This window comes from Mesorhizobium sp. WSM3224, assembly GCF_000427725.1.
Taxonomy (GTDB): Bacteria; Pseudomonadota; Alphaproteobacteria; order Rhizobiales; family Rhizobiaceae; genus Mesorhizobium.
Map to the genome: position 1 here is coordinate 78,770 of NZ_KE386577.1, position 20,420 is coordinate 99,189.

Annotated in this window: 24 protein-coding genes and 3 tRNA genes; 14 read left to right on the forward strand and 13 right to left on the reverse strand. The window is 62.7% G+C overall.

From position 1 onward, the window contains the following. A partial coding sequence (locus YU3_RS41490; RefSeq protein ID WP_032936484.1) for a GTP-binding protein occupies positions 1-95 on the reverse strand: 95 nt, incomplete at its 3' end. 227 nt (positions 96-322) lie between these two features. On the opposite strand from YU3_RS41490, the gene YU3_RS0134415 reads away from it, so the two are divergent. After that, positions 323-1,210: a DMT family transporter gene (locus tag YU3_RS0134415; protein WP_027170386.1), complete on the forward strand. Its 888-nt coding sequence runs from the start codon at positions 323-325 to the stop codon at positions 1,208-1,210. A gap of 73 nt (positions 1,211-1,283) precedes the next feature. Here the strand turns inward: YU3_RS0134415 and YU3_RS0134420 are convergent, their stop codons facing one another. Then, a complete protein-coding gene (locus tag YU3_RS0134420; RefSeq protein WP_027170387.1) occupies positions 1,284-1,541 on the reverse strand; it encodes a GlsB/YeaQ/YmgE family stress response membrane protein in 258 nt (85 codons plus the stop codon). A gap of 127 nt (positions 1,542-1,668) precedes the next feature. Between YU3_RS0134420 and YU3_RS0134425 the strand changes: the two genes are divergently transcribed. Continuing rightward, positions 1,669-2,124 (forward strand): YidB family protein, encoded by a 456-nt coding sequence (locus YU3_RS0134425; protein WP_027170388.1) that lies wholly within the window; start codon positions 1,669-1,671, stop codon positions 2,122-2,124. Positions 2,125-2,206: 82 nt separating this feature from the next. On the opposite strand, the gene YU3_RS0134430 is transcribed toward YU3_RS0134425, so the two are convergent. Together YU3_RS0134430 and YU3_RS0134435 are read right to left on the reverse strand one after the other, a co-directional pair. Next, a tRNA-Gly gene (locus tag YU3_RS0134430) sits at positions 2,207-2,280 on the reverse strand. Positions 2,281-2,366: 86 nt separating this feature from the next. After that, positions 2,367-2,451 (reverse strand) — tRNA-Tyr (locus YU3_RS0134435). 198 nt (positions 2,452-2,649) lie between these two features. Here YU3_RS0134435 and YU3_RS0134440 point away from each other — a divergent pair. Next, positions 2,650-3,507 carry an RNA methyltransferase gene (locus YU3_RS0134440; protein WP_027170389.1) on the forward strand — a complete coding sequence of 286 codons (858 nt, stop codon included), beginning with the start codon at positions 2,650-2,652 and terminating at the stop codon, positions 3,505-3,507. 33 nt (positions 3,508-3,540) lie between these two features. Here YU3_RS0134440 and YU3_RS0134445 read toward each other — a convergent pair whose 3' ends face one another. The 3 genes from YU3_RS0134445 to gcl form a co-directional block, all read right to left on the reverse strand. Next, positions 3,541-4,428, reverse strand: coding sequence for a 2-hydroxy-3-oxopropionate reductase (locus YU3_RS0134445; RefSeq protein WP_027170390.1), 888 nt, complete (start codon positions 4,426-4,428; stop codon positions 3,541-3,543). A 228-nt stretch (positions 4,429-4,656) separates the two neighbouring features. Beyond that, positions 4,657-5,454, reverse strand: a complete 798-nt coding sequence (gene hyi, locus YU3_RS0134450; protein ID WP_027170391.1) for a hydroxypyruvate isomerase — start codon at positions 5,452-5,454, stop codon at positions 4,657-4,659. Between the two features lie 27 nt (positions 5,455-5,481). Beyond that, positions 5,482-7,263: a glyoxylate carboligase gene (gene gcl, locus YU3_RS0134455; RefSeq protein WP_027170392.1), complete on the reverse strand. Its 1,782-nt coding sequence runs from the start codon at positions 7,261-7,263 to the stop codon at positions 5,482-5,484. A 203-nt stretch (positions 7,264-7,466) separates the two neighbouring features. Here gcl and bhcR point away from each other — a divergent pair, with 203 nt between their 5' ends. Beyond that, entirely contained in the window at positions 7,467-8,285 is an 819-nt protein-coding gene (gene bhcR, locus YU3_RS0134460) for an HTH-type transcriptional regulator BhcR (protein WP_027170393.1), read from the forward strand. Positions 8,286-8,288: 3 nt separating this feature from the next. Here the strand turns inward: bhcR and YU3_RS0134465 are convergent, their stop codons facing one another. Further along, on the reverse strand, positions 8,289-8,648 hold the full coding sequence (locus YU3_RS0134465; RefSeq protein ID WP_027170394.1) for a hypothetical protein: 360 nt from the start codon (positions 8,646-8,648) through the stop codon (positions 8,289-8,291). Positions 8,649-8,813: 165 nt separating this feature from the next. Between YU3_RS0134465 and YU3_RS0134470 the strand changes: the two genes are divergently transcribed. Next, complete coding sequence (locus YU3_RS0134470) at positions 8,814-9,179, forward strand: hypothetical protein (protein ID WP_156913706.1); 366 nt, start codon at positions 8,814-8,816, stop codon at positions 9,177-9,179. A 96-nt stretch (positions 9,180-9,275) separates the two neighbouring features. Here the strand turns inward: YU3_RS0134470 and YU3_RS0134475 are convergent, their stop codons facing one another. From YU3_RS0134475 to YU3_RS41120, 3 genes are all read right to left on the reverse strand, one after another. Further along, complete coding sequence (locus YU3_RS0134475; protein WP_027170396.1) at positions 9,276-9,587, reverse strand: BA14K family protein; 312 nt, start codon at positions 9,585-9,587, stop codon at positions 9,276-9,278. A gap of 205 nt (positions 9,588-9,792) precedes the next feature. Then, positions 9,793-9,993 (reverse strand): hypothetical protein, encoded by a 201-nt coding sequence (locus YU3_RS40260; RefSeq protein WP_084508516.1) that lies wholly within the window; start codon positions 9,991-9,993, stop codon positions 9,793-9,795. 161 nt (positions 9,994-10,154) lie between these two features. Next, positions 10,155-10,322: a hypothetical protein gene (locus YU3_RS41120; protein WP_156913707.1), complete on the reverse strand. Its 168-nt coding sequence runs from the start codon at positions 10,320-10,322 to the stop codon at positions 10,155-10,157. Between the two features lie 150 nt (positions 10,323-10,472). Between YU3_RS41120 and YU3_RS0134490 the strand changes: the two genes are divergently transcribed. Further along, positions 10,473-10,548, forward strand: a tRNA-Thr gene (locus YU3_RS0134490). 346 nt (positions 10,549-10,894) lie between these two features. Next, on the forward strand, positions 10,895-11,062 hold the full coding sequence (locus YU3_RS41495) for a hypothetical protein (protein WP_198021772.1): 168 nt from the start codon (positions 10,895-10,897) through the stop codon (positions 11,060-11,062). Positions 11,063-11,129: 67 nt separating this feature from the next. Here the strand turns inward: YU3_RS41495 and YU3_RS0134505 are convergent, their stop codons facing one another. After that, positions 11,130-11,744, reverse strand: coding sequence for a TetR/AcrR family transcriptional regulator (locus tag YU3_RS0134505; protein WP_027170399.1), 615 nt, complete (start codon positions 11,742-11,744; stop codon positions 11,130-11,132). A 93-nt stretch (positions 11,745-11,837) separates the two neighbouring features. On the opposite strand from YU3_RS0134505, the gene YU3_RS0134510 reads away from it, so the two are divergent. From YU3_RS0134510 to YU3_RS0134540, 7 genes are all read left to right on the forward strand, one after another. Then, positions 11,838-12,920, forward strand: coding sequence for a spermidine/putrescine ABC transporter substrate-binding protein (locus YU3_RS0134510; protein WP_027170400.1), 1,083 nt, complete (start codon positions 11,838-11,840; stop codon positions 12,918-12,920). 8 nt (positions 12,921-12,928) lie between these two features. Then, positions 12,929-13,774 (forward strand): ABC transporter permease, encoded by an 846-nt coding sequence (locus YU3_RS0134515; protein WP_027170401.1) that lies wholly within the window; start codon positions 12,929-12,931, stop codon positions 13,772-13,774. Positions 13,775-13,776: 2 nt separating this feature from the next. After that, positions 13,777-14,559: an ABC transporter permease gene (locus YU3_RS0134520; protein ID WP_027170402.1), complete on the forward strand. Its 783-nt coding sequence runs from the start codon at positions 13,777-13,779 to the stop codon at positions 14,557-14,559. Further along, positions 14,556-15,620, forward strand: coding sequence for an ABC transporter ATP-binding protein (locus YU3_RS0134525; protein ID WP_027170403.1), 1,065 nt, complete (start codon positions 14,556-14,558; stop codon positions 15,618-15,620). The genes YU3_RS0134520 and YU3_RS0134525 overlap by 4 nt, the downstream gene beginning before the upstream one ends. A gap of 2 nt (positions 15,621-15,622) precedes the next feature. Further along, entirely contained in the window at positions 15,623-16,381 is a 759-nt protein-coding gene (locus tag YU3_RS0134530; RefSeq protein WP_027170404.1) for an MBL fold metallo-hydrolase, read from the forward strand. Positions 16,382-16,817: 436 nt separating this feature from the next. Further along, complete coding sequence (locus YU3_RS0134535; protein ID WP_027170405.1) at positions 16,818-17,591, forward strand: NAD kinase; 774 nt, start codon at positions 16,818-16,820, stop codon at positions 17,589-17,591. A 290-nt stretch (positions 17,592-17,881) separates the two neighbouring features. Beyond that, positions 17,882-19,426, forward strand: a complete 1,545-nt coding sequence (locus YU3_RS0134540) for a DEAD/DEAH box helicase (protein ID WP_027170406.1) — start codon at positions 17,882-17,884, stop codon at positions 19,424-19,426. Positions 19,427-19,609: 183 nt separating this feature from the next. Here the strand turns inward: YU3_RS0134540 and YU3_RS0134545 are convergent, their stop codons facing one another. After that, positions 19,610-20,218 carry a hypothetical protein gene (locus YU3_RS0134545; RefSeq protein ID WP_027170407.1) on the reverse strand — a complete coding sequence of 203 codons (609 nt, stop codon included), beginning with the start codon at positions 20,216-20,218 and terminating at the stop codon, positions 19,610-19,612. Positions 20,219-20,420 lie beyond the last annotated feature (202 nt).

The following is a 20,420-nucleotide window of genomic DNA, read 5'->3' on the forward strand; positions in this document are numbered from 1 at the left end:
ATCGCCGCCGTCAGCGACGTCTTGCCATGATCGACGTGACCGATCGTGCCAATGTTCACATGCGGCTTGGTGCGCTCGAATTTACCTTTTGCCATAGTCTCTTTCCTTGGACGGCCTTGACCTTCAGTTCAGTCGAATGCGGGGCGATTAGCGACAACGGTTGAAAAACACAAGTACCTTGTGGCTGAGCGGATTCCCGCCCGACCCGAACCAACGGTCGATTTTCAGGGGATATGGCGCGGATATAGGGACGCCGTGCATGAAATCAAAGGCTCCGGGCTGGCCCATTGCCGCCGCGACGCCGCTCTGATTTTGTCGCCGGATGCAGTTCATTCCGGCACACATCCGCGGCCCGCTGTTCATGATCGTCTCGACGGGATCCTACCTCGTCAACGACACGATGATGAAGCTCGCGACCAGCGGGCTGCCGCCCTATGAAGTGCTGTTGCTGCGCGGTGCGGCCGCAACGCTGTGGGGCGTGCCGCTGCTTCTGATGCTAGGCTATGCCAGGCAGGTCCCGCTGCTTTTCGAGCGCAAGGTGCTGCGCCGGAACCTTTTCGAACTTCTGGCGATCCTCTGCTACGTCGTCGCTCTGGCCAACATGCAGATCGCGGATTCGACGGCGCTCGGCCAGGTCACGCCGCTCATCGTGCTGGTAGGTTCCTCGATGCTGTTCGGCGAAAAGATCGGCGCCACGCGCATGGCGCTGATCGGTCTCGGCTTTATCGGGGCGCTTATGGTGGCGCAGCCGACCATGCAGGGCATTTCGGTCTATGCCCTGCTGGCGCTCGGCAATGCGGCCTTTGCGGCGGTGCGCGACCTTGCCGGCCGCAAGGTGGGCGCCGAGGTGCCCGGCATGATCGTCGCCATCTCCGCCGTCCTCGTGGTGCTGGTCGGCGCTGGCGCGGCGCACCTTGTCTCGGAGCAATGGGTGATGCCCGAGGGACGTCATCTCATCCTGATTGCCGGCGCCGGCCTTTTCCTGATCTTCGGCCATTTCTTCATCTTCATGGCCTACAGGGTCGGGCCGACAAGCGCGGCCGCGCCTTTCTATTACTGCTTCACCGTCTGGGCGGTCATTTCGGGGCTCTTGGTGTTCGGGCAGTTTCCGAACGCGCTCGCCGTCTGCGGCATATTGCTGGTGATGGCCAGCGGTCTCGCGATCGTCTCGCTCGACGAAAGAAGGCGCCGGCTGGCCATGGTCGCCTGACGGCATAAACCCTGCGCAGGCCGACCCCGACGGGCCGGCCTTCCACAGCCGGACGACTACAGCTTCCTCGGCTCTACAGCGTGCGCTTGCCGGAAATCTGGTGATAGGCCCAGAGCACGACGACCGAGCCGATGACGGCCACGATCAAGCTCCAGATGTTGAGGCCGGTGACGCCCGATGCGCCGAAGGCACTGAAGATCACGCCGCCGACGATGGCGCCGACAATACCGAGCACGATATCCATGATCATGCCCTGACCGGTCTTGTTGACGATCTTGCTGCCGATGAACCCGGCGACGATGCCGAGAATGATCCAGCTGATGATGCCCATAATTCCCTCCAAATCCCCGCCCGCGCCATCATGTTCATATGATTGTCAAAAGCTCAAGGCAGCTTGAAATTCCGTCCGTTTGCGCCATTCTGGGGCCGGGCGGACTGGCTGGACAAGGAGACCCACGATGGGCCTTTTCGACAATGCCGTTCCGGGCGGCAATATCACCAAACCCCTGATGATCGCGCTCGGCGCGCTGCTGGTCGGCAAGATGCTGAGCGGCAGAAGCGAAGAACCGGCCGCGCCGCAAGCGCCGGCGCCGACCCCTGCGGGAACCGACACGTCCGCCGATGGCGGCCTGCTCGGCGGCCTCGGCGGGCTGCTCGACAAGCTGAAGAATGCCGGCCATGGCAACGTCGCCGACTCCTGGGTCGGCACCGGCCAGAACCAGCCGATCAACGCTAATGATCTCGGCGCCGCGATCGGTCCGCAGGTCATCCGCGAGATTGCGCAGCGCACCGGCCTCAACGAGCAGGAACTCCTGCAACAGCTCTCCGCGGCGCTGCCCGGCATCGTCGACAAGCTGACTCCGAACGGCCAGGTCCCGCAGAACCATCAGGTCGCCTCGGCTTTCAACAGCTAGGCGGCGGCATCAGACCTCGCGGATTAGCTGCGCGCGAAGGGCGCGCGGCTTTTTCGTTGTTGAATTCATGCGGATGGAAATCTGGAGCGGGTAGCGGGAATCGAACCCGCATATTCAGCTTGGAAGGCTGCTGCTCTACCACTGAGCTATACCCGCGCCTACACTGAAGTACCGGATTCACCCGAAAAGCGCCATGCACTTTCGGTCCGAGACTTTTCGTTTCAGGGCTTCCGGGCCGGCAGTGGTGGAGAGGGTTGGATTCGAACCAACGTAGGCTAAGCCAACGGATTTACAGTCCGTCCCCTTTAACCACTCGGGCACCTCTCCAGTCTGCCGCCGGAGCCATGCAACGAGGCATTCGCGCCGATCCGGAGCCCGAGCAGGATCTTCTCCGAAATCAGCGAAGCGCCTTATGGCGGCAAGGCCGATGGGTGTCAACCGCCGTGGCCAGGGTTTTTCGATGATGTTCGGCATTCATTGCCGCAGGCCATATCCTTAGCCGAACGGGGCCGCTATAGAGGCCCAATGAGCGACGATCAAAGCAACAAGCCCGGCACGCGCAAGGACACCCACTACGCCAAACTGAGGCGCGCCCATCGCGACCAGAAGGCCGGCGCGCCTGCGTTCCGGCCGCGCCAGCCGGTGCCGCCGGGCGACGCGCCCGCCGATGGACTGGTGCGGCTCTACGGCCTGCACACGGTGCGGGCCGCACTCGACAATCCACGGCGCAAGATCAGAAGAATGCTGGTGACCCGCAATGCCGCCGAGCGGCTGGCGATCGGGGACCTGGCCGCCCTGCCCTTCAAGGCCGAACTGGTCGAACCGAAAGACATCGACCGGATCACCGGGTCGGACGCCGTACATCAAGGCGTGCTGATCGAAGCCGAGCCGCTCAGGCCGAAGCGTCTCGACGCGCTTGGCGATACCAAGCTGGTGCTGGTGCTCGACCAGGTGACGGACCCGCACAATGTCGGCGCGATCCTGCGTTCCGCGGTCGCTTTCGGCGCCGGCGCGCTTATCACCACCGCCCGCCACAGCCCGCAGGAATCCGGTGTGTTGGCCAAATCGGCCTCCGGCGCGCTGGAACACATCGACCAGATCGAGGTGAAGAACCTCGCCGATGCGCTGGGACAGTTGCACGAGGCTGGTTTCCAGACCATCGGGCTCGATTCCGAAGGACCGGCCGAGCTCGAAAAGACCTTCGACGGCGCGAAAATCGCGCTGGTGTTGGGCGCGGAAGGCAAGGGCCTGCGGCTGAAGACCCGCGAGACGGTGGCCGCGCTCGCCCGTCTCGACATGCCCGGCGCCATCCACTCGCTCAACGTGTCGAATGCGGCGGCGATCAGCCTTTACGCGGCGAGGAAGTTTCTAGTTAGCGAGTAGTAAAAAAAGTGACTGCTCACTACTGACCACTCACTACTGACTAATCTCATGCCCCGCCATGCGCTCCAGCGCTCTCACCAGTGCCGAGTGATCTTCCTTGGCGCCGCCATTGGCGGCGCAGGAATTGAACAGCTGCTGCGTCGTTGAGGTGTTGGGTAGCGAGACACCTAGCGCCTTGGCGCCTTCAAGCGCGAGGTTGAGGTCCTTCTGGTGCAATTCGATGCGGAAGCCCGGCGTGAAGGTTCGCTTGATCATGCGCTCGCCATGCACTTCGAGGATGCGCGAGGCGGCGAGACCGCCCATCAGCGCCTGCCTGACCTTGGCCGGATCGGCGCCGGCCTTGGAGGCAAAGACGAGGGCCTCGCCGACGGCCTCGATGGTGAGTGCCACCACGATCTGGTTGGCGACCTTGGTGGTCTGGCCGACGCCGTTCGGCCCGACCAGCGTGATGTTCTTGCCCATCTTCTCGAACACCACCCTGGCGCGTTCGAACGCCTTTTCCTCGCCGCCGACCATAATGGTGAGTGAAGCCGCCTTGGCGCCGACCTCGCCGCCCGACACTGGCGCGTCGAGATAATCGCAGCCGAGCTCGTTGATCTTCTTCGCGAATTCCTTGGTGGCAATCGGCGAGATCGAGCTCATGTCGACGACGAGCTTGCCCTTCGACAGGCCGGTCGCGACGCCGTTCTCGCCGAACAGCACGTCGGCCACCTGCGGTGTATCCGGGACCATGGTGATGATGATGTCCGCGGCCTTGGCCACTGCATTGTGGCCGGTAACGGTCTTCAACCCCTTGGCGACGAGATCGGTCGCTGGCTTCGAGCGATGGTCGCTGGCGATGACCGGATAGCCTGCGTCGAGCAGATGCCCCGCCATCGGCGCGCCCATGATGCCGAGGCCGATAAAGCCGATGGTTTCCATAGTTGTTCTCTCCGTCTTTTTGTTGGGCCGCGTTCTGTCACGCCCCCCTCTGTCCTGCCGGACATCTCCCCCACAAGGGGGAGATTGGATGTCGCCACTGCCTCCGCAAATTGTTGAGGCTGCCAAAGTTGCGAGCCAGCGTCGAAGCTGCCGATCCCCCCACCTGTGGGGGAGATGGCCGGCAGGCCAGAGGGGGGCGCGAAGGATCGCGACCTCAATATGCAACAGCTAAGCCGCCGCGCTGCCCTGCCCGGCGAGCTTCTGGAACCAGCCGAGCCCCGCTTCGGTGCCGGCTTGCGGCTTGTATTCGGCGCCGATCCAGCCGGAATAGCCGAGGCGGTCGATATGGTCGTAGAGGAAAGGATAGTTGATCTCGCCCGTCCCCGGCTCGTGACGGCCGGGATTGTCCGCAAGCTGGATATGCGCGATGCGGCTGAGGTTTGCCTCGATGGTACGGGCGAGATCCCCCTCCATGATCTGCATGTGATAGATGTCGTATTGCAGGAACAGGTTCTTCGAGCCGATGCGGTCGATCAGCGCCAGCGCCTGATCGGAATAGTTCAGGAAGAAGCCGGGGATGTCGCGGGTGTTGATCGGCTCGATCAACAGCCTGATGCCGGCCTGCTCCAGCTTTTCGGCCGCAAAGGCGAGGTTTTCGGCAAAGACGTTTTCCAACACGGTGCGATCGGCGCCCTGCGGCGCGATGCCGGCAAGGCAGTTGACCTGCTCGCAGCCCAGCGCATGGGCATACGAGATCGCCTTGGCTACTCCCTGGCGGAATTCCGGCACGCGGTCGGGCAGCACGGCGATGCCGCGCTCGCCCTTGCCCCAATCGCCGGCCGGCAGGTTGAAGAGAACCTGGGTCAGGCCGTTCTTCTTCAGGCGCGCCGCGACGACGTCCGGCGCATGATCATAGGGGCCGATATATTCGACGCCCTTGAAGCCGGCGCGGGCGGCGGCATCGAAGCGGTCGAGGAACTCGTGCTCGCCGAAGAGCATCGAGAGATTGGCTGAAAAGCGCGGCATTCTTTTTCTCCTTCTCTGCGCCGGATCTTAATCCAACATGACGATCGCGGTCGGCGCATCTTCATGGCTTTCGGCAAGGTCCTCGAATTCGGTGATCTTGTCGATTTCCGTGCCCATGGAAATGTTGGTGACCCGCTCGAGGATGAATTCAAGCACGACCGGAACCTGATGCTCCTTCATCAGCCGCTGCGCCTCCTTGAAGGCGCCGGCGAACTCGTCGGGCTTGCGCACCCGGACCGCCTTGCAGCCCATCGCCTCGGCGACCGCGACATGGTCGACGCCGTAGCCCGCCTCCGGATCGCCTGCACGGTTGACGTTCTCGAAGGCAAGGCTCACCTCGTAATCCATCGAGAAGCCGCGTTGCGCCTGGCGGATCAGGCCGAGATAGGCGTTGTTCACGACGACGTGGATATAGGGCAGCTTGTGCTGCGCGCCGACCGCCAGCTCCTCGATCATGAACTGGAAATCGTAATCGCCGGAGAGCGCGACGATATCCCTGTCCGGATCGGCGGCACGCACGCCGAGCGCCGCCGGCAGCGTCCAGCCGAGCGGGCCGGCCTGGCCGCAATTGATCCAGTTGCGCGGCTTATAGACATGCAGGAACTGCGCGCCGGCAATCTGCGACAGACCGATCGTGGTGACATAGGTGGTGTCGCGGCCGAAAGCCTTGTTCATCTCCTCATAGACGCGCTGCGGCTTGAGCGGCACCTGCTCGAAATGCGTCTTGCGCTTCATCGTCTTCTTGCGCTGCTGGCATTCCCTGGCCCAGCCCGACCAGTCGCGCAGCTTGCCGGCCGTGCGCCATTCGGTGGCGACGTCGAGCAGGATCTTGAGCGCGGCGCCCGCATCCGAGACGACGCCGAGATCCGGCGCGAAGACACGGCCTATCTGGGTGGGCTCAATGTCGACATGGATGAACTTCTTGCCCTTGGTGTAGACGTCGACCGAGCCGGTATGGCGGTTGGCCCAGCGGTTGCCGATGCCGAAGACGAAGTCGGCTTCAAGCATCGTCGCGTTGCCGTAGCGGTGCGAGGTCTGCAGGCCGCACATGCCGGCCATCAGCCGATGGTCGTCGGGGATCGCGCCCCAGCCCATTAGGGTCGGGATGACCGGCACGCCGGTGATCTCGGCGAATTCGATCAACAAATCGGACGCATCGGCGTTGATGATGCCGCCGCCGGCGACGATCAGCGGCTTTTCCGCCTGGTTGAGCATCGCCAGCGCCTTCTCGGCCTGGGCGCGTGTCATCGCCGGTTTGAAGGGAGCCAGCGGCTCATAGGCGTCGATGTCGAATTCGATCTCGGCGAGCTGCACGTCGACCGGCAGGTCGATCAGCACCGGCCCGGGCCGCGAGGAGCGCATCAGGTGGAACGCCTTCTGCAGCGCCATCGGCACCAGATAGGGCTCCATGACGGTGACCGCCCATTTGGCGACGGGGGCCGCTATCGAAGCGATGTCGACGGCCTGGAAATCCTCCTTGTTGAGGCGCGCGCGCGGCGCCTGGCCGGTGATGCAGAGGATCGGAATGGAATCCGCCGAGGCCGAATAGAGGCCGGTGATCATGTCGGTGCCGGCCGGACCGGAAGTGCCGATGCACAATCCGATGTTCCCTGCCTTGGCCCGCGTAAAACCTTCGGCCATGTGCGAGGCGCCCTCGACATGGCGTGCAAGCACGTGGCGGATGGTGCCGCGCGCCTTCAGCGCGGAATAGAGCGGGTTGATCGCCGCGCCCGGCACGCCGAAGGCGTTGGTGATGCCTTCCTTTTCGAGAACGAGAACCGCCGCGTCGACAGCGCGCATCCTGGCCATAGCAAGCCTCCATTTCGTTGGTTGGCTTGAGAATGCCAGCGCGCTTTTGATTTTTCAATTTTTTCAGAATATTTTTTCATTTCGAGAAAATGCGCCTTGTTCACTGATTTCTCTGCATTTTTTGTTTTCCAGGAAACCTCACCAGAAAACCGATGAAAAACTTTTTCATTGCATCCGACGCCAAATCGGCGAGGATGCCGTTTATGGAAACGACGGAAAAACGCCAGCGCGGCCGGCCGCGCGCCTTCAACGGTCCGTCCGAAGCGGCCTCGGTGCAGTCGCTTGACCGGGCGCTGCGCATCCTGGCGATCGTAGCGGAAGCCAGCGGCCTGTCGCTCAGCGAGATCGCGGCGCAAAGCGGCATTGCCGCCTCCACCGCCTATCGCATGCTGACGACGCTGGAGAACCACGGCATGGTCGAGTTCGATACGACCGACCAGCTCTGGTCCGTCGGCGTCGAGACCTACCGCATGGGCGCGGCCTTCCTGCGCCGGCGCAAGCTGGTCGACCGCGCCCGCATCGTCATGCAGGAGCTCATGGAAAGGACCGGCGAGACCGCCAATCTCGGCGTCGCCGAGGACGATTGCGTCGTTTTCGTCAGCCAGGTCGAGACGCATCAGGCAATCCGCGCCTTCTTCCGGCCGGGCACGCGCAGCCCCTTCCATGCCTCGGGCATCGGCAAGGCGGTGCTGGCGCATCTCGAGCCGGAACGGGTTGCGATCATCCTGCGCAAGGCAGGCCTGCAACGCTACACGGACAAGACGCTGTCGGACATTTCGGCGTTGGCCCACGATCTAGCCACCATCAAGCATCGCGGCTGGTCGGTCGACGACGAGGAACGCCACCCCGGCATGCGATGCGTGGCCGCCGCCATCTTCGACGAGTATGGCGAGCCGATCGGCGGCGTTTCGGTGTCCGGCCCGACGGTGCGGGTCACGCCCGAGCGACTGGCCGAGATCGGTCCGCTGGTGCGCGACGCGGCGGCCGAAGTGACGAAGATGATCGGCGGCGCGAAGGCTTGAGCGCTACGATGCGCCGGGCAGCGCGCTCTTGGCCGCGATGTCGAAGAAATCGAGCAGGATCGCGCCACCGACGCCACAGGCCGTGAAGACCAGGCCGGTAATGAAGATCCGGTTGGCGCGCGCATGGATCGAACGCTGCAACGATTTCGGGTCGAGCAGTATGGCAAGCGCCCGCATCTGCAGGGCGATGCCGACCAGGATCGGCACCACGGCAAGCAAATGGTAGGTCTGCCAAGGGATGGGGTTCGCCGCCCAATGCGTGATGAAGCCCAGCGAGAAGGCCAGCAGGATGCCGACGGTGGTGACCGTGCCGTTGCGAAAAACCGGCTCGATCAGGTCTTCTTTAGGATCCTGCTCGTCCAAGCCACCCTCCCCCGCATTGACGTCAAAGCCAGACTAAACGCTGGCAAATTAGCTGTACACCTTCACGTGGACTTGGTCGCCTTGCGGCCGCGCTGGAATGCATGCGAAAGGGCACGGATGCGGAAAACTGTTCAGCTCCTGTCTGCCGTTTCGCTTTGCGGATGCGTGGCGACGGCACCGCCGCCGCTCGAACGCAGCGGCAGCCAACGCGTCGATCCTATTCCGATCTCGCTGGCCTTGGAGGAGATCATCACCGCCGGCGTCCGCCAGCACCTGAGGAACCCTATCGCTGCCAAGTTCGGAACGATGCTTGCCGGAGAGCGCACGTTGGACGGCCGCCACGAGATTGTGGTGTGCGGCTTTGTGGACGACAAAAGCGCGGCCAGCGGTTCCGGTGGCAACGAGCCTTTCATCGGCAAGATCTACCCTGACAGCGGCAACAGTTTCGAACTCGTGGCGATAGATGACGACGCCTCGGTTGGCGCCGCCTGCCGCATGGCGGGACTGGCGATGCCCGGCTCCAAGCCTTGAACTTATAGTTGGCGACGGCGGAAGAGCGCCGACGCTGAAACGCAAGAAAAGGGGCTGCGTACAGCCCCACTTTCCTGTCGTTGGTTCGGCTCCTCCTTAAAGCCTGCAATAGCGCGGGCCGTCATAGCTCATATAGGTGTCGGAACGTTCATCGTAGCTGGCGTAGCGAGCATAGCAGCGGCGGACGTGGATCGAGTCGTAGCCGTCTTCCTCGACATAGACGGTGCGGGGCTGCTGCTGGGCAAGCAGGCTGCCGAGCACGAAGCCACCGACGCCGGCGGCGATGCCGATGCCGAGCTCGCGGCGGTGATGATGGCCGTGGGCGGCCGAAGGCTGGACGGTGCCGACGAGCGAGCCGGCAGCGACGGTGGTGGCGATGAGGCCGGAAACGATGGTGCGCTTGAACATGACGATCTCTCCTTGGTTTCAGTGGAGAGGCGAACCATCCGCCTCTTGATCATGGGTCGCCGCGGCCCGGAAAAAGGTTCGAAGGTTTTTCGAGATTTTTTTGCCGGCCGTTCGTGGTCGCGCTTTTTGGGCTGGCGACCGAACCATCCCTGAAAAGCAAAAGGGCGGCCGTTGGGCCGCCCTTCGAAGACGATTGGTCTTCTCGTCAAAGGAAGATGATCACCTTGCCGTGGTGATGATGATGGTGGTTGTGGTGCCACCACCACCAAGGCGTGCCGTGATGATTGTGATGATGATTGTGGTGGTGATGATGGCCATGAGCCGAGGATGTTTCGACCGTAGCGGCGAGCGCGCCGGTGGCAACGAAGACGGCGACGATGCCTGAGGTAAGGGTACGCTTCAACATGATGATCTCCTGGATCCTTGATCGAGGCGACCATTCGCCTCGGGAGATCAGTGGTGGCGAAGCGGCAAAAGGTTCGAGAGTTTTCGAGTGAGTAGTGAGTAGCAGGTAGTTCACGCCGGTTGGCGACCCTACTCACTACTGACTATTCCCCACTCACTCCCTCACCCCATTCCCGTGACATGCCGCAGCCAGAAGGCAAGCGCGATGAAGCCGACAAAGGCGGCGACGCCGGTCCAGTCGATGTTGGCCTTCTTCAGATCGCTGATGGCCTTCATCAGCAGAAGCCAGGTCACGACGATGAGCGGCAGGATGATGACGAATCTGATCATGCGGCACCCGTTCGATGCGGTTGCACCTAACGAACATGTAGGAAGCGCCTCGCCGCTTTTCAGCATGCCGGCTAAGCCAGGCAATCCATTAGCAATCCAAAACGGAGTTTTGTCTTTACTGGCGCACGAAATGTGCTACCGGAGCGCCGTGCCCTTGTAGCTCAGCTGGTAGAGCAGCGGTTTTGTAAACCGAAGGTCGCGGGTTCGATCCCTGCCGGGGGCACCAGAAAATCATACGCTGATGCTGCAATATCCAGCCGTCCAATAGGCGAACCTTTGCGCTTGGGTAAAGGTTTTCAGTCGTCTAGCCAGCGTATATTAGAAACCTCTTGTATTTCAAGAGTCGCGAGCAGATAGTATCGGCGGGGCTTTGAGGGAGGTTCCGATGCGATGGCCTCTTGTCGTAATCACGCTGTTTGTTGGCTTCATCCTTTGGGACCGCTTTGAAAATGACGGCGCATATACCGCCGATGTCGAGCGGAGCTTCCGCGAGGCATCCTTGGAAATGCCTGGAGGGTGGAAGCCACCCACAATCACCTTCAACCGCGATCCGCTGAAGCACTGAAGTTGGCATGATGCAACTCAACATTGGCGCCGACCAAGCCGACCGTTGGCGGAAGAATTTACGGCGTGCGCGGCGGCGGCACGCCCTTTGGTTCACGCGCAGTGCAATGATTTGGGTGTTGATCGTGGCGGCGATCACGATTGCATCGACGCTGATCGCACTGAAAGGGCTTTAGCTTGGAGAAATCCGGCGCTCCGGCTGCCCACCAGGCCGGTTCGATCTTGGCGTGACCGCGTCCGTCCTCACACCCCGATCGCTGCCACCAGAATCCTGTTCTGCCTTCGTATCGCCGCGCGCAGGTCCGGGATCTTCGCCTCGTCGCGTTTCACGAACTCGATGAACATCATGTTCATGTTGTTGAAGATCAGCTCCCCCACCGCCGCCCCATCGATGTCAGAGCGCACCAGGCCGATCTCCTGCAGCCGTGTGATCAGCGCGCTGATCTGCTTGGTCAGTTCCCGGTCGAGCCCGGTATAGGCCTGGCCGAAGGGGCTGTCGGGCAATTGCGTCGAGATCGCCATCGCCTGCCGCCACATCTCCTTGCTGAGATAATTCAGTGAGTGCTCGATGTAGATGCCGATCAGCGTGTCGAGCGCGTCGCCGACATTGGCCGGTGGGTTGGCGACCACCCCTCGCCCAGCGTTCAGGACCTCGTTGACTTCCAGGGAAACGATGGCGCCGAGGATATCGCCCTTGTTCTGGTAGTAGTTGTAGATGGTGCCGATCGAGACCTCGGCCTGCGCGGCGATCGCTTCGATCTTGGCGCCCTCATAGCCGGCTTCGCGGAAAAGCCCGGTCGCCGCATCGATGATGCGACGGTGCCGGTCCGCCTTCTGCCGTTCGCGCAATCCGCTCATATCGGCCTCTCTGCCACAAAATCATAATTGACTCAATTTTAGAATTGGTTCAACTTTTCTCCCAACAAGCCAGCAAGGCAGGGAGAACACTCGATGACCGTCAATGCCCGGACTCCGCTTTCCACCCTGAAGTCTCATCTTTCGGCCGCCTGCGCGGCCGCGGCGCTGCTCATCGCGGCGGGCGGCGCTCAGGCCGCCGATCTCAACGCGCTGATCTGGTGCGATCACTCCGATCCGGCGCTGCTGCAACCCTTCGAGGAGGCCAACAACGTCAAGGTCAACGTCAAGGAGTTCGAAGGCACCGGCGCTGGGCTGGCCATCGTCGACCAGTCGCAGCCGGGCGACTGGGACGTGATGGTGATCGATTCCATCGACGTGCCGCGCGGCGTCGAAAAGGGCCTGTTCGAGCCGCTTCCCGAAGACAAATTGCCCTTCGCCGACCTCTTCGCGGAAGTGAAGATGGACAAGTCCACCATCGTCGACGGCAAGCGCTACGGCATCACCGAAAAGTTCGGCTACAACACGATTGGCTTCAACAAGACCAAGGTCGATCCGGCCGACATGCAATCCTTGGCGTCGCTGACCAGCGACAAATACAAGGGCAAGGTCGCGATCTATGATTACTACCTGCCGGTGATCGGCATGGCGGCCCTGGCGATCGGCAAGAAGACCGCCGATCTCACCGAGGCAGACCTGCCCGCGCTCAAGGCCGAGATCCTCAAGATGAAGGCCAACGCCAAGCTGGTCGGCGAGGTCACCGCCAGCCAGACCGCTTTGGCAACCGGCGAGGTCGATATCCTGGTCGGCGGTGGCGAATGGGTGACGGCCGGCCTTGCCAAGGAAAACCCGGCGCTCGACTTCTCGATCCCTAAGGAAGGCGCCGTGCTGTGGTCGCAGTCGCTCGCCATGTTCAAGGATTCCAGGAACAAGGACATGGCGCTGAAATTCATCCAGTACATCATGAGCCCGGAAGGCCAGGCGCGGCTTGCCACCTCGTCCTGCTATTGGGGCATGCCGGCGAACAAGAAGGCGGCGCTGACCGACGAGCAGAAGAATATCCTGCGCTTCGACGAGCAGCCGGGCTTCCTCGCTCGCGCCCAGGCCTATCCGGCGCCGAACGCCGATCTCGACAAGAAGATGCAGGATATGTGGACCGAGATGCTGCAGGCGCAGTAAATCGGCCGATGGCGTTCACAAGAAACAATTCGCGTGCCCCGCCCTGGGCGCTGGTCACGCCGGCGCTGGCATGGACGCTTCTCTTCTTCGTCCTGCCCTTCATCGCTATGGGGCTGTCCAGCCTGACGGCGCATGAAGGCGGCGCATTCACGCTGGCCAACTACAGCCAGTTCTTCACCGATCCGTCCTACTGGCGGGCGATGGTGAACTCGCTGGAGGTGACGGGAACTGTCACCATCGTCTCTATCCTGCTCGCCTACCCCTTTGCCTGGATCCTCGCTGAGATGGTGCCGCAACGCTGGCAGCGGCTGGCGCTGATGCTGGCCGTGCTGCCGTTCTGGACGTCCTATGTCGTTCGCTCCTATTCCTGGCTGCTGGTGCTGGCGCAAAACGGCGTCGTCAACCGGGCGTTGACCGGCATCGGCCTGATCGGCGAGCCGCTGCAACTCGCCAATACGCGTTTCGCCACAGTCACCGGCTTCGTGCACTTCTTCGTCATGCTTTTGACGCTGACGATCTTCGCCAACCTCAAGCAGCTCAGCCCCAGCTACCGCAAGGCGGCGGCCGACCTCGGCGCCGGGCCTATCCGCACTTTCCTGCATGTCGTGCTGCCGCTGACCTTGCCGGGCATCATGGTCGGCGCCTTCCTCACCTTCGTGCTGTGCATCGGCGACTACATCACGCCGCAGATCCTCGGCGGCAACAACGAGCTGGTCATGCCGCAACTGGTGATGATGCAGATCGGCCGCCGCGGCGATTTCCCGCTGGCCTCGGCGCTGTCGATCATCCTGATGGCCGTCGTCACCATCGCCTACCTCACCTGCGCGCGGTGGCTGAAGATCGAGCGGGCCTGACCATGCGCGCCATCATCCGCTTCGCCGCCTGGGTCTACGCAATCGCCATTTATGGCTTCATCTTCCTGCCCGTGGTCGTGCTGGTGCTGTTTTCGCTGCAGGCGACATCCTTCCCGATCCCGCCTTTCACCGGCCCGTCGCTGCGCTGGTACCAGGCGGTGCTTACCGACGCACGGCTGACCTCAGCGCTGGTCAACTCGCTGCTGGTGGCGGTGCTGTCCTCGCTCGCTTCCGTCACGCTCGGCTTCCTCTCGGCCTGGGGTTTCGCGCGCTTCGTGCTGCCGGGCTCGGCGCTGCTGCGCGGGCTGATCACGCTGCCGCTCACCGTCAGCTATCTCATCATTGGCATGGGCCTGCTGGTGCTGTTCAACTGGGCCGGCGTGCCGAAGTCGCTGCTTGCTGCCGGCATCGGCCATGTCGTGATCAACCTGCCACTATGCTTCGCCATCATCTACAGCCAGATGGGCGACCACCAGATCAACATCGAGCGCGCCGCGCGCGACCTCGGTGCCGCCGAATGGAAGGTGCTGCTCATGATCACCGTGCCGGTGATGGCGCCGGCGATCTTCGCCGGTTTCTTCCTGTCGATGACCTTCTCCTGGGACGAGTTCGTCATCTCCTTCCTGCTCACCCGTTTCGAGACGACGCTTCCGGTGGAGATCTGGAACCTCCTGCGCTCCGGCCTCAATCCCAAAACCAATGCCGTCGGCTCGCTGGTGTTCGCCGTCTCCATCGTCCTGGTGGTGTTTTTCGAATTGACGCTGTTGCGGAGAAAGCCGGCATGAACGCGCCTTTGGTCGATATCCGCAACGTCTCGCACCGCTTCGGCCAGCTTGCGGTGTTGAAGAATGTCTCGCTCGCTATCGAGCCCGGCAGCTACACGATCCTGCTCGGACCCTCGGGTTCAGGCAAGACGACGCTGCTTTCCATCCTCGGCGGCTTCGTCACGCCCAGCGAAGGCAAGGTGTTTATTCGCGGCGTGGATTGCACCGCCGTGCCGCCGGCCAAGCGCCCGACGACGACGGTCTTCCAGGACTACGCGCTGTTTCCGCATATGAGCGTCGGCGGCAATGTCGGCTTCGGGCTGCGCATGCAGGGCGTCGACGGTGCTACCCGGGCGGCGAAAGCGCGCGACGCGCTGTCTCTCGTCGGGCTGGCCCCAGCCTTCGACAAGAAGCCGCATCAGCTCTCCGGCGGCCAGCGTCAGCGCGTGGCGCTGGCCCGCGCGCTGGTCATCGAACCGGCGGTGCTGCTGCTCGACGAGCCGCTCGGCGCGCTGGATCTCAAGCTGCGCCGGCAGATGCAGGACGAGCTGAAGGCGATCCAGAAGCGCGTCGGCACCGCCTTCATCCATGTCACCCACGACCAGGAAGAAGCGATGGCGCTGGCCGACCATTGCGTGGTGATGAATGACGGCCATATCGAGGACGAAGGCCCGCCCGAGCGGGTCTATGCGCGGCCGGCGACGCGCTTTTCCGCCACCTTCATGGGCGAGAGCACGATCCTTTCCGGCACCGTGGCGGAGGCGAAGAGCGGGATCGTCACGGCCTCGACCCCGGTTGGGCCGGTTTCGCTGCCCGGCGCATCGCCTGCCGGCGCCCATGTCGCTCTCGCCATCCGGCCGGAGCACCTGATCCTGGGCGAAGCGACGGGCGATGTCGCGCTCGGCACGGCCAAGGTCGGCGATGTCGTCTTCCAGGGCAGCTTCAAACGCGTGCTGGCCGCCTCGACGCTGGATCCCGAACTGCAATTCATCGCCAAGGCTCCCGCTTCCGCCACCGTTGGGGCAGGCGACACAATCGCGGTTTCGTGCAACCCTCAAGACATCATCCTGCTGGCGGACTGAGCATGAGCACGCTTGCGATCATCGAAGCTCCGGACTGGTACGAAACCATCCGCATGGGCGACGATATCACGCTCATCCAAGAGCCATGGATAAAGCCGTTCTTCCGCTGCAACATCTGGCATGTGCGCGGCCGCGACCGCGATCTGTTGTTCGACACCGGCCTCGGCCATTTCAGCCTGAGACGCCATGTGCCGCTGGTGACCGAGCGCAAGCTTACCTGCGTCGCCAGCCACACGCATTTCGACCATATCGGCTGCCACCATGAGTTCACCGATCGCTGCGTGCATTCGGCCGAGGCGGCCATCCTCGCCGATCCGCGCAACGAATGGACGGTCGCTGACCGCTACGCCAATGAAGAGATGTTCGACGGTATGCCGCAAGGCTGGGACACGGCGCGCTACCGCATCCTGCCCGCGCCGGCCGGCCGGCTGCTCGAACACGCGGACGTCGTCGATCTCGGCGACCGTTTTTTCGAGGTCATCCACACGCCTGGTCATTCCCCCGGCGGCATCGCGCTTTATGAGAGCAAGACCGGCATCCTGCTGTCAGGCGACATCGTCTATGACGGGCCGTTGATCGACGACGTCTATCACTCCGATATCGATGATTATGTCGGGACGCTGCTTGCCATGCGCGAACTCGACGTCTCGGTCGTGCATGGCGGCCATTTTCCGAGCTTCGGCAAGGTGCGCTACCGGCAACTCATCGACGAGTATGTCGCGGGCAAGCGCAAGCCCGGCTGTCACCTGCAGAGCGGCTGAGCGAGCGGAAAAGCGAAGCCTACAGCGCCCTTTGCGGACAAAGGGTTCCGGTGGCGTCGCCGCAACGGGAAGCCGTCGGCTGCGGCCGCTGGCTCGTCTCTTCCGAATGACGCACCAGCTCGGCGAACATGAGCGCGAAACTTCCCATCATCAGGAAGACTATGATCAGACGCGTTACCGGCAATAGACAGGTCTCTCGACTGGCCAGCCCCCGCCACCCATCCACTGTCGGCTAACATGATCGATCCGGCTTTACGAGTGTTTAAGCCTCGTCTTAACCATAGCGGCCATCACATTCGTGTCGCGGCTGTCACGAAGCGCGATTGCGACACCAGCGATCCCGCCGGCAGCGCGAAATCCCGCCCTTCACAGACACGGGCGGCGCATGCTACGCCGTCGCCGACGCGGCCCCGCAGATGGCCGCGCTCCGGGAGCCATGAGCAAAGCCGCCAGCCGTTTCGCCTTCGTCTCTTCCGACACCGACGACGCCCGCGCCGCGCTGGATAGCCTGTCGGCGCGCTATGGGCAGGCGCCTGTCGCGGAGGCCGAGATCATCATCGCGCTTGGCGGCGACGGTTTTCTCCTGCAGACGCTGCGCGAGACGATGAGCACGGGCAAGAAGATCTACGGCATGAACCGTGGCACCATCGGCTTCCTTATGAATGAGTATCGCGCCGGCGGCCTTGAAGAACGCATCTCCACTGCGGTCGCCGAGACGATCCGGCCGCTCGAAATGGTGGCGGTCACGCATGACGGCGAATCCATATTGGCGCCGGCCATCAACGAGGTGGCGCTTTGGCGCCAGTCCTACCAGACGGCGAAGATCCGGATCACCGTCGACGGCCAGGTGCGGCTGGAGGAGCTGAATTGCGACGGCGTGATGATCGCCACGCCCGCCGGTTCCACCGCCTACAATCTGTCGGCGCACGGGCCGATCCTGCCTCTCGACGCGCCGCTCCTGGCGCTGACGCCGGTCAGTCCCTTCCGCCCGCGGCGCTGGCGCGGAGCGCTGCTCTCCAACAAGGCGACGATACGCTTCGACATCCTGGAAGCCGAAAAGCGCCCGGTGAATGCCGCCGCCGACCATACCGAGGTCAAGGCGGTGGCTTCCGTCACCGTGCGGGAATCGCCGACGGCGACGGCAACTTTGCTGTTCGATCCGAACCATTCATGGAACGAACGCATCCTTGCCGAGCAATTCCGCTACTGAGCCGGCGCAAAGATACTATTTCGATCAACGCATGTCGCCCAAAGTGCGCGGCGGTTTTGTGAACACGACATGCATCAAGCAAGATTTAAAGCGCGCAGCCTGATTCCGTTTCAACGCGACGCGCTTTAAGCATCGCGATTAAGGTTACGTCTTCACAATCGCCGGATTCCCGCCCGTTTCTGTTGACAAATCGCGGACTTGCGCCTAACTGCAACCGCAACCTTGCAGGTGCGCGGCGCCTGCCGCAACACGCGTTGCGATTTCCCGAACCAGCCAAAGACATCAAACACTTGTCCTCAGACACCACGACCGCTCAAGAAGCGTTGACCTTTTCGGACCTCGGCCTGTCGCCGAAGGTCCTTTCCGCAGTCACCGATGCCGGCTACACCCAGCCGACGCCGATCCAGGCCGGCGCCATCCCGCATGCGCTGCTCGGCAAGGATATTCTGGGCATCGCCCAGACCGGCACCGGCAAAACCGCATCCTTCGTGCTGCCGATGCTGACGCGCCTGGAAAAGGGCCGGGCGCGGGCCCGCATGCCGCGCACGCTGATCCTCGAGCCGACGCGCGAGCTCGCCGCACAGGTCGAAGAGAACTTCATCCGATACGGCAAGAACCACAAGCTCAACATCGCGCTTTTGATCGGCGGCGTCTCCTTCGACGAGCAGGACAAGAAGCTTGAGCGTGGCGCCGACGTGCTGATCGCAACGCCTGGCCGCCTGCTCGACCACCGCGAGCGCGGCAAGCTTCTGCTCAACGGCGTCGAAATCCTCGTCATCGACGAAGCCGACCGCATGCTCGACATGGGCTTCATTCCCGACATCGAGCGCATCTGCGAGATGATCCCGTTCACGCGCCAGACGCTGTTCTTCTCGGCGACGATGCCGCCGGAGATCACCAAGCTCACCGAGAAATTCCTGCATGCGCCGGTGCGCGTCGAGGTTTCCAAGGCTGCGTCCGCCGCGACCAACATCATCCAGCGGCTGGTGAAGTCGGGCGCGAAGCCGTGGGACAAGCGTGAGACGCTGCGCAACCTGATCAAGGCCGAAGACGCCGACTTGAAGAACGCCATAATCTTCTGCAACCGCAAGGTCGAGGTGTCGGAGCTGTTCCGCTCACTCTTGAAGCATGATTTCGACGCCGGTGCGCTGCATGGCGACATGGACCAGCGCGCGCGCATGCAGATGCTGGCCAATTTCCGCGACGGCAAGCTGCGTTATCTCGTTGCCTCCGACGTCGCCGCGCGCGGCCTCGACATTCCCGATGTCAGCCACGTCTTCAACTACGACGTGCCGATCCATGCCGAGGACTATGTTCACCGCATTGGCCGCACCGGCCGCGCCGGACGCTCCGGCAAGTCGTTCACCATCACCACCCGTTCCGACACCAAATATGTCGACGCCATCGAGCGGCTGATCGGCACCAAGATAGAATGGCATGACGGCGACCTGTCGACCGTAACAGAAAGCGAGGGCGAGGAGGCGCCGCGCCGTGGCCGCGGCGCCCCGCGTCGCGCCGGCCGCAAGGACGAGGACCGCAAGGACCGCGGCGAGCGCAGCAAGAAGGACCGTCATTCGAAGCGCGACGAAACGCCCGAGACCGTGAGCGACGAGCAGCCTGTCGCCGAAGTGGCCGATATCGCCGAACGCCGAGCCCGCAAGGACGCGATCCGTTCCGAGAACGAACGCAAGGGCCCGAGCAACCGCCACGAGCAGCGCGGCGACGCCCGGCCGCAGCGCGACCGGCCCGGCCGCCATCGTCAGGAAGAAGACGACGCGACCGTCGGCTTCGGAGACGACATGCCGGCTTTCATGCGGATCGTCGCGAAGGTCTGATCTCAGACCGGCAAAGGCAGAAATAAAAGCGGCCCCTAAAGCGTGTTGCGCTGAAACGGATTCCGGCGACGCGCTTTAGGTCTTTGTTTTTATGCATGTCGTTGTCCCATAACCGCTGCACACTTCTGGGCGACATGCATTAAACGGGGCCGCTTTCATTATGCGCTCCTCGCTCGCCCTGCCCTACATCGGTCCGGGCATCATCTTGGTCGGCTTCTCCAGCATCGGGAAATCGGCCTTGGTGCATTTCACGTTCGGGTTCGTCGGGCTGAACATGCCGTTCGGATTGTCCCTGAATAGCCAGGCGTGAAGATCGTAGTGGACGAACTCTCTCGGGATGAGTGGATAGTGCCCCTCCATCGGCCCCATGAATTTCTGGCCAAACAGAGTCGGAGCCTCCTTGGTGTCCGGCGTCAGCGGCATCAGCCATTCCACGCCGACCAGTTTCAAACCTTTTTTGGTCGGCTCGTAGATCAGGACGTTGGGTTTCATGGGGTCGAGCGGCCTGCCGATGCTCGGGACGTTGACGAAATGGATACCCATGGCGCCCTTCGGATAGTACATGGTGCCGGCTACCTTTTCGCCAGCGTAATGGACGCAGCCGACGGTCGACAAATAGAGGTCGCGCACGGCGGCCGTATAGTCTTCATACTTGGCCAGCGATTTCTTCAAGGCTTCGATGTCGGCCTTGCCGGCGCCCTCGGCCTGCGCCGCGGCGGTCCCGAGCCAAGTGCCGATAAGACCTGCCAAAACGAGGACGCCGCAGCGCCCGAGGCGAGCTGTTCTTGTCATGCATTCCTCCCAGATGTTTTATCTGGCCGTGCAAGACCGGGGCGGAAGATGCTGATTGCGCGGCCGGTTATACCGCCCTGTCCCCTTTGGAACAGCATTGATGCTAATCCTTTCCGCGGTTTCGGAATAGCCATGCCGAGGGCTGCGAAAGGGTGTATGTGAGCCATTGATACCTCCTTCTTTCGGCTGACCTCGAGCGGTG

Coding starts and splice junctions, on each gene's coding strand:
- YU3_RS0134415 (WP_027170386.1), top strand. CDS start 323: ATGCAGTTCATTCCGGCACACATCCGCGGCCCGCTGTTCATGATCGTC.
- YU3_RS0134420 (WP_027170387.1), bottom strand. CDS start 1,541: ATGGGCATCATCAGCTGGATCATTCTCGGCATCGTCGCCGGGTTCATC.
- YU3_RS0134425 (WP_027170388.1), top strand. CDS start 1,669: ATGGGCCTTTTCGACAATGCCGTTCCGGGCGGCAATATCACCAAACCC.
- YU3_RS0134440 (WP_027170389.1), top strand. CDS start 2,650: ATGAGCGACGATCAAAGCAACAAGCCCGGCACGCGCAAGGACACCCAC.
- YU3_RS0134445 (WP_027170390.1), bottom strand. CDS start 4,428: ATGGAAACCATCGGCTTTATCGGCCTCGGCATCATGGGCGCGCCGATG.
- hyi (WP_027170391.1), bottom strand. CDS start 5,454: ATGCCGCGCTTTTCAGCCAATCTCTCGATGCTCTTCGGCGAGCACGAG.
- gcl (WP_027170392.1), bottom strand. CDS start 7,263: ATGGCCAGGATGCGCGCTGTCGACGCGGCGGTTCTCGTTCTCGAAAAG.
- bhcR (WP_027170393.1), top strand. CDS start 7,467: ATGGAAACGACGGAAAAACGCCAGCGCGGCCGGCCGCGCGCCTTCAAC.
- YU3_RS0134475 (WP_027170396.1), bottom strand. CDS start 9,587: ATGTTCAAGCGCACCATCGTTTCCGGCCTCATCGCCACCACCGTCGCT.
- YU3_RS40260 (WP_084508516.1), bottom strand. CDS start 9,993: ATGTTGAAGCGTACCCTTACCTCAGGCATCGTCGCCGTCTTCGTTGCC.
- YU3_RS41120 (WP_156913707.1), bottom strand. CDS start 10,322: ATGATCAGATTCGTCATCATCCTGCCGCTCATCGTCGTGACCTGGCTT.
- YU3_RS41495 (WP_198021772.1), top strand. CDS start 10,895: ATGATGCAACTCAACATTGGCGCCGACCAAGCCGACCGTTGGCGGAAG.
- YU3_RS0134505 (WP_027170399.1), bottom strand. CDS start 11,744: ATGAGCGGATTGCGCGAACGGCAGAAGGCGGACCGGCACCGTCGCATC.
- YU3_RS0134510 (WP_027170400.1), top strand. CDS start 11,838: ATGACCGTCAATGCCCGGACTCCGCTTTCCACCCTGAAGTCTCATCTT.
- YU3_RS0134515 (WP_027170401.1), top strand. CDS start 12,929: ATGGCGTTCACAAGAAACAATTCGCGTGCCCCGCCCTGGGCGCTGGTC.
- YU3_RS0134520 (WP_027170402.1), top strand. CDS start 13,777: ATGCGCGCCATCATCCGCTTCGCCGCCTGGGTCTACGCAATCGCCATT.
- YU3_RS0134525 (WP_027170403.1), top strand. CDS start 14,556: ATGAACGCGCCTTTGGTCGATATCCGCAACGTCTCGCACCGCTTCGGC.
- YU3_RS0134530 (WP_027170404.1), top strand. CDS start 15,623: ATGAGCACGCTTGCGATCATCGAAGCTCCGGACTGGTACGAAACCATC.
- YU3_RS0134535 (WP_027170405.1), top strand. CDS start 16,818: ATGAGCAAAGCCGCCAGCCGTTTCGCCTTCGTCTCTTCCGACACCGAC.
- YU3_RS0134545 (WP_027170407.1), bottom strand. CDS start 20,218: ATGACAAGAACAGCTCGCCTCGGGCGCTGCGGCGTCCTCGTTTTGGCA.